This is a genomic window from Pseudoalteromonas sp. TAE56 (assembly GCF_000497955.1).
Taxonomy (GTDB): domain Bacteria; phylum Pseudomonadota; class Gammaproteobacteria; order Enterobacterales; family Alteromonadaceae; genus Pseudoalteromonas.
Genome location: NZ_AUTN01000107.1, coordinates 1 through 6,988, shown reverse-complemented (window position 1 = coordinate 6,988; position 6,988 = coordinate 1). Strand labels below are relative to the sequence as shown.

Here is a 6,988-nt window from a genome sequence, read left to right as displayed (position 1 = left end):
TAGCCGATATTTGCTTGCGCTACGCACTTGAGTGGTTAATAGAACAACCGCTTAATATATCGTTACTCACTAGCCACGATATAGATTACGAAACCCTGCTCCCCGATAGCAACTTAGTAGCACAAGATGACGTAACCGTAACGCCCGATCCGCTCGCATTAAGTCATCAACAAAATTACTTTTGGTTTAACCCATTTTTTAAATTAGTAGATAGGCAGTGCTATGTATTAATTGATGACGAAGCCAGCAACCTTGAGCCTTTAGTGCACTTCAGCGTAGCCGAACGCATTAATAAGCTAACCAGTTACCGCCCAGAATCGCTTAAAAAACTGCATTACAAAATTAGCTACAACGACAACACCACACTTAGCTTTATTGGTTTAAGCCAACATATAGAACTGGCTAATCAAAACATGAATGTGCTGAGCATTAACCAAAGCCAAGATGTAATGGTATTTGCCTCAGAGCAATATAACGCAACCGGCCTTATGCTAGAGCAAGGCGCTACGTACCGCTTTACCCCATACCCAAATCAATACTGGTTTGACGATGGCATAAAGTGCACGCCATTAGGCTGGAACCGCGATAACGTACAACTTGGCGTAAAAGAAATCCCCATGGCTGTGCTTGAACCATTTAGACGATTTCCTCGTGCACAATGGTTTTCACTTATTGGTGCTATAAATAAAAACGACGACCACCTTTTTGAAATAGCCAACGGCGCCGATATTAAAATGGATAAATCTGGCGAGTTTTGCCCATTTGCAAACGACTTAAGCCGCTTTTACGGCGCTAATGCCGGAAAAATAAAAGTAAAAGTAACGCGGTTGGAATAAGAGGAAACCGAGGCTTTTAAATTGTAGGTGCGATTTTACATCGCGCTTTGCTCTTTAGTAACGGCTCATAACTCCCAATCAACACTGCAAAGCCCGCCTAAACACCTGTAGGCGCAAAGCTTGCTCGCGCGAAAAGCGAAGCTTTTAAATTAAATAAAACAAATATCAGTTTTAATGTTCACTATAAAACTGACAGGTTATTATTACTGTTTTTATCAATGGTTACTTTTCGTGGCAAATGAAGTTATACAAAAAATAATTGAGTATTTACATCAAAACACCGACATTGATGTAGTTTGGCTATATGGCTCCCACGCAAAAGGGACAGCCCAGCCCCATAGTGACATTGACTTAGCCATAGCATTTAAAAACTTTGATCTGGAATCGTTCGATAAGCGCCTTAGGCCAAAAGAGCTTGAGCTTGAAATAAGTAATGCACTTAATCTTAACGAACAACTTATTTCGATTGTTGATATAAATATTATTCCAAGTTATTTAGCTTTCAACGTTATTGAATATGGAAAAATAATTATAAGCAATAATAGTGTTAGAGCGATGAAAGAGCAGCAGCGTATATATAGCCAGTTCGAATTTGAAACCATAGCGAGTAAACATGACTGATACCGGAATTACACTTTATTTAAGTGAAGTAACACGCCATATTGACGAATATATGCAAGAACTCGACGAACTCAGTCAAATCGATTCACTTAATAGTAGAGACTACCGAGCTGCAGAGCGATTACTACAGTTAATGACCGCGGTGTGTATTGGTTTATCAAAGCATTGGCTAAAGCAGCACAAAAGTAGTACCAGTAGCAACGCCTATCAAACATTTAGCGAACTTACTCATTTAGGCTTTTTGAGCGAGGCAGAACTACTGTCATGGCGTAAAATTATAGGCTTACGAAATGCTCTTGTTCACGATTACTTAAATATTGATCAAAGTATCGTAAAAACAATCATTAAAAAGCAACACTACATAACTATGCACGCATTTAGTATTAAAGCGATTACAGAGCTAAACAAAGATTCATAGATAAAACCTCACCTACAATAATTAAACCACTGCACTGAACAAAACCGTAGGTGCGATTTTACATCGCGCTTTGTCCTCTAGTAACTCTGGTTCATAACCCCCAATCAACGCTACAAAGCTCACCCAAACACCTGTAGGCGCTCAGCTTGCTCGCGCGAAAAGCGAAGCTTTTAAATTGTAGGCGCGATTTTACATCGCGCTTTGCCCTCTAGTAACTAGATCATTACCCCAATCAACTCTACAAAGCTCACCTAAACACCTATTCGCCTCACTTAATGAGGCGAATAGCAGAGTTAATTGCCTCATTACTTTTAAGCGCTACATAGAACAATAATTCACTTTTCTGTGGTAAAAAATGTATTTATAAGCGAGGTATAAAACCTCACCTACATCATTGCAAACACAACTTTCATCAAATCCGTAGGTGCAATTTTATATCGCGCTTTGGCTTTTAAATAAGCCTGCCTAAACACTTGTAGGCGCTCAGCTTGCTCGCGCGAAAAGCGTAGCTTTTAAATTGTAAGCCGGAATTTATCTCGCGCTTTTAATTTACTTATATCGCGTTGGCGCTGGCAACCAATATATGAATTTATCACTCAAAATGCGTGTATTTATTTTCTAATATTTAAATAAATGCATCCATATTTGGTAGTTGTATTATTTGCTCACTCAGCTTATTTGCAGCTTTATTAATTATTTTTATGCACAAATCAATGTGTGCTAATTCAACAGTAGACAAGTTATTTTTAACAGCAGAAACTTTAGCCGTATCAATTGCGGCTAATACAGAGTCAACAGTTTGACTCATAAGTAGTTGCATCCGTGGTAGTGAAATAGCAAATTCATCAGCAAAATCAGCTAACATGTAAGCTGTAATCTCATTAGTAAAATTGCCCGCACTTTGCGAATTATGCTCCCCCACTGACATAGCATAACACCTTGATATTTTAGGCTGTAAATAGCCCATATCACGGTCAATGCTTCCCTGCTCAATAATAGCCTCTATATTTACCAAGTCGTAAAACGGCGTAAGCTCTAAACCATTTTTACCAACAAAAAAACTAATGTTTTTGCCATGAGCATCGTAATTACGTACTAAAATATTAAATGTCATCCAACGAATAAGCTGAACCTCATACGCTTGTACATTCGTTGTTTTAACACTAAAGAGTTTTGCAAAAGAAACGCCATCTCGAATATAAATACCATCCCCATCATCACCATGCTGACGCTCATATTTATAAGAAGGAGGTAAATTAGTGGCTTGGCAACCATCAATAATATGACGACGTAATACACGGTTTTGATCTTGTGTAACGCGCCTATCAAAGCGATCTATTACAAATACTCTTACATCTGCGTAAGTACGCAACTCAACATGGGGAACATTGAGCCCCGACTCTTTTGCCAAAAGCATGGTAAAAAGTTCATTTACTGCAATGAAAGGAGCGGTACCTGTTTCGAATTTAAAAATTTTATTAGAACATAGCTCCCCTTCACCAAATCCTAATTTACTATCGATTTCGAGTAGGTTTAGTTTGTCTTGAACGCCAGCAACAGAGAGCCGAGTTCGGCCATCCCAATGAGTAATTGGCTCGCCAACTTGTACAAAGCGTTTAAGTTTTTGGCTTAGCTCGTCACTAGTTACTTCACGAAAAGATGTTTGCTTTAAAGTACTGTTACTTGCTCTAAACGACAAAGCGCCTGACGTTTCCTCGCCAATTACTTTAATCAAACCAAACGTATTATTTTTAGAGATAGTAGTACTACTTATAATCTCATCAAGACCTTTGCCCTCGGGTAATAAGTTTTGTAAATAATTACGCACATCACGTGAGTCAAAATCACCATTGAGCGGTAAGTGTGGTGAAATAGCAAACCCCTTATTAATCCACCCGGGCTCATAGGTAAATGCAATATCATTTTCAGAGCCTATATCAAGGGCTATCGCACCTATCTTCTGCGTATGCCCAATAAATACATCCAAGCTGTTTTTTTTAATACCACTGCTCATCGCTCACCTCTTCGTTGTTATTGTGGTGCGACTCGTCATCACTGACAAGGCTAAACGACAACCCCAAGTATTCCATCACTTTGAGTACATTAAAAAACTGCACATTCACATCACCTTTTTCTATTTTTATCAGCGTAGGCTTTGAAATATTAAGTGCTTGCGATACATCAACCAGCGTAAGCTTCATGCCTGTTCGCTTTGAAGTAATCGCTTTAGCGAGTCGCACCGACGAAAACGGCTTTGATAGATCAGGCATTTCAGTGCGTTTAACAACTCTTCCAAGTGTTTTTTTTGCTGGTAATTCACTCATTAAAGGTCAACTATAGTTTACTTATACAATTTATTTTAGGGTAGCCTACCCAAAAGTCAAATATAACTTACTTTTAAGTTTGAACGTATATTTACTGCCTATAAGTAAACCGTAACTTACTTATAGGCAGTAAAATAAAACCCAGCCCCATAAGTAAAACTTAAGTTACTTATGGGAAGTTAATGACATTTTGAGCTTAATAGCCAAGCTCAACACCTGTAGGCGCTGAGCATGCTCGCGGCTTTTAAATTGTAGGCGGGAGTTTATCTAGCGTTTTTTGAACTTAAGCAGTATTCCTATTCGGTACTTCAATGATATTCTAAGCATATACATGATTGAAAGGACGCCTCATGATTCTAAAAGATAAAACTCTCATCAACAGCAACTCAGCTAAAATACAAGCAGGTCAAAAGCAAGAACTCGACGTTGCTTTTTATTTACGCCGCGCCTTTAAAGATCATAGTCAGGTATTTGTGTTTAACGATGTGAAATTTAAACACAATGGCGAAACCGCACAAATAGACCATCTAATCGCATACACTTATGGCTTTATTCTCATCGAATCTAAAAGCATTACAGGGGAAGTAACGATTAATGAGCATCAAGAATGGAGTCGCAGTTATCGCGGCAACTGGCAAGGTATGCCATCGCCAATAAAACAGGTTGAATTACAACTAGAACTATTAAAAAGCCTAATGGGCGACAATGCACCAAACCTACTCACTAAATTATTTGGCAAACTGCAACAGGGTTTTGGTGGCAGAGAGTGGCATAGTATTTGTGCCATATCGAGTAACGCCATTATCAATCGAGAAAACACACCAAAAACAATTGAAGAGAGATTAGTTAAATCAGAATTTATAACTGATAAATTACTCGAAATAATGAAGCTTCCAGCATCTAAGCCTAATGCACTTCACCTTTTTACAACAAACGTTCGGCCATGGTTCAGTGAAGAAACACTCGATAGAATTTGTCAGTTTATTTTAGAGCAAAATATATCGCCTAACTTACAAGAGCCATCATATGTATCTGCGGAGATAAGCGAATCAGAATCTGTTTACGATGAGGCTTTAATAGCGTCTGAACAAACCATTACTGAACAAGTAAAACCTAAAACTGATCTAATCAAAGAGATAACATTAACTTGCGGAGTTTTTCAAGTTAGTTGTCGCATCAAATTAAATTTTATGCCGCCCGCATTGCTTCTTTTTTCTCTGGATTTAAATTTACTTCATTGATCATCGTCCAATCTCGAGACTTTCCTGACCAACGACTTGGATTCTGTAATTTCGCCATCCCATTTACCTGATGACGTTTCGCTAGTATCGCTTTATCTAATCCTAAATGACGCTGGTTTGGCGTGACAAATTTAATACCGCTGTGCAAGTGCTCATCGTTGTACCAATCAACAAATCCGCTAACCCACTTTCTTGCGCTACCCATGCTTTCAAAGGCTTTCTCAGGGTATTCCGGGCGATACTTTAACGTCTTAAATAGCGATTCAGAATAAGGATTATCATTACTCACAGACGGTCGGCTAAATGAAGGAACAATACCTAACTCCTGCAATGTCGCTAATAACGTTGCCCCTTTCATTGGACTGCCATTATCCGAGTGCAGCGTGACTTGCTCAGGCTTTACCTGCTCTCGCCTGCAAATATCTACCATTAAATCAGCCGCCAGTGTGCTTAGTTGTGTGTCATGAACCTGCCAACCAACTATTTTTCGACTATAAATATCCATCACTAAATATAAGTATAAAAACTGACCTTTAACAGCTGTTGGCAAATACGTGATATCCCATGTATAAATTTCGTTTACACGTGTTGCCCTGAGTGCTTTTGGCTTTTTTATCTTTTTATTTGGTTTAACTTTTTCTCTGTGTGTTAATAATTTATGCGATTTCATAACGCGATAAAACGAGCTTTCTGATGCTATCCACACATCTTTATCCAATAGTTTAGGGACTATCTTGCTGGGTGGTAAATGCCCATATTCTATTGAATTAACCGTCTTAATTATACGCTGTTGCTCTAATTCAGTTAGCCTGTTAGGTGGTCGCTTTATCGTACTTGTTCGCTTATCTGTCATATCATCAGCTTCAATCCAGCGTTGAATTGTTCTTGCCGTTAGACCAAGTAACTCACATGCTTTTTCTTGCCTTGCCCCTGATTTCTGCGCGTCGGTAATGAGCTTTATCAATTCATGACGCTCAGTTGAGCTGGTTAATCGTCCTCGTTGAAACCCCAAAGCGCATCTGCTTTTTTTTTGAGTACGAGTAAGGCGGCTGTTTCTGCTAACGCTTTGTCTTTACGATTAAGCTCTTTTTGAAGCTGCTTAATTTCTTGTTTGAGCTGTTTACTGTCTGATTTTACGGGCTTCGTTGAAGGCCCTTTAGCAAAATCTTGCTTCCATTGTTTAATATGATGCGGGTAAAGCCCCTTAGCACGGCAATATTCATTAAGAGCTGCTTCATCTAAACTCGCACATTCAATAATGGCGTTAAGCCTTTCTTCTAAGCTCCAGTCATGAGGGCGTTTTTCTGTTGTCATGTGACTACCATTATTTTTAGTTTCAAGTTCATGGTTTTTAGCAAGCGCGATCCATCGTTGCAAGGTTGAATAACCGATGCCTAAATCTAGCGCAATATCTTCTAGGCGAACATCATCACATTGAGATAATGCTTTTTCAACAGCGTGAACTTTAAATTCTTGTGTAAATCGACGTCTCATTTTATCTGCCTCTATTAAAAGTTAGAGGCGACAACTATCCTGACACAGGGGGCT

6 protein-coding genes and 1 pseudogene are annotated in these 6,988 nt (G+C 38.9%); 4 read left to right on the top strand and 3 right to left on the bottom strand.

Going from position 1 to position 6,988, the window contains the following annotated elements:
• The 3 genes and pseudogenes from L656_RS0112925 to hepT all read left to right on the top strand — a co-directional run.
• Positions 1-836 (top strand): annotated as a pseudogene (locus tag L656_RS0112925) (T6SS phospholipase effector Tle1-like catalytic domain-containing protein); the annotation flags it as partial.
• Between the two features lie 231 nt (positions 837-1,067).
• Positions 1,068-1,457, top strand: coding sequence for a type VII toxin-antitoxin system MntA family adenylyltransferase antitoxin (mntA, locus tag L656_RS0112920; protein ID WP_002962075.1), 390 nt, complete (start codon positions 1,068-1,070; stop codon positions 1,455-1,457).
• Positions 1,450-1,875 (top strand): type VII toxin-antitoxin system HepT family RNase toxin, encoded by a 426-nt coding sequence (gene hepT, locus L656_RS0112915; protein ID WP_024599502.1) that lies wholly within the window; start codon positions 1,450-1,452, stop codon positions 1,873-1,875. The genes mntA and hepT overlap by 8 nt, the downstream gene beginning before the upstream one ends.
• A 625-nt stretch (positions 1,876-2,500) precedes the next feature.
• Here the strand turns inward: hepT and L656_RS0112910 are convergent.
• Both L656_RS0112910 and L656_RS0112905 read right to left on the bottom strand, forming a co-directional pair.
• Positions 2,501-3,889 carry a HipA domain-containing protein gene (locus L656_RS0112910; RefSeq protein WP_024599501.1) on the bottom strand — a complete coding sequence of 463 codons (1,389 nt, stop codon included), beginning with the start codon at positions 3,887-3,889 and terminating at the stop codon, positions 2,501-2,503.
• Positions 3,873-4,199 (bottom strand): helix-turn-helix domain-containing protein, encoded by a 327-nt coding sequence (locus L656_RS0112905; RefSeq protein ID WP_029750805.1) that lies wholly within the window; start codon positions 4,197-4,199, stop codon positions 3,873-3,875. Before L656_RS0112905 ends, L656_RS0112910 begins: the two co-directional genes overlap by 17 nt.
• Positions 4,200-4,549: 350 nt before the next feature.
• Here L656_RS0112905 and L656_RS0112900 point away from each other — a divergent pair, with 350 nt between their 5' ends.
• The gene (locus L656_RS0112900; RefSeq protein ID WP_024599500.1) at positions 4,550-5,440 is read left to right on the top strand and encodes a nuclease-related domain-containing protein; all 891 of its coding nucleotides are present in this window, start codon (positions 4,550-4,552) and stop codon (positions 5,438-5,440) included.
• Here L656_RS0112900 and L656_RS0112895 read toward each other — a convergent pair.
• A protein-coding gene (locus L656_RS0112895) for an IS3 family transposase (RefSeq protein WP_139016066.1) occupies positions 5,388-6,934 on the bottom strand; the annotation gives its coding sequence in 2 pieces (ribosomal slippage) (positions 5,388-6,475 and positions 6,475-6,934; 1,548 coding nt in all). The genes L656_RS0112900 and L656_RS0112895 overlap by 53 nt on opposite strands.
• Positions 6,935-6,988: the final 54 nt, after the last annotated feature.

Bases quoted from the DNA above. Each gene is read 5' to 3' on its own strand.
- L656_RS0112900 (WP_024599500.1), top strand. From the start codon at position 4,550: ATGATTCTAAAAGATAAAACTCTCATCAACAGCAACTCAGCTAAAATA.
- hepT (WP_024599502.1), top strand. From the start codon at position 1,450: ATGACTGATACCGGAATTACACTTTATTTAAGTGAAGTAACACGCCAT.
- L656_RS0112910 (WP_024599501.1), bottom strand. From the start codon at position 3,889: ATGAGCAGTGGTATTAAAAAAAACAGCTTGGATGTATTTATTGGGCAT.
- L656_RS0112905 (WP_029750805.1), bottom strand. From the start codon at position 4,199: ATGAGTGAATTACCAGCAAAAAAAACACTTGGAAGAGTTGTTAAACGC.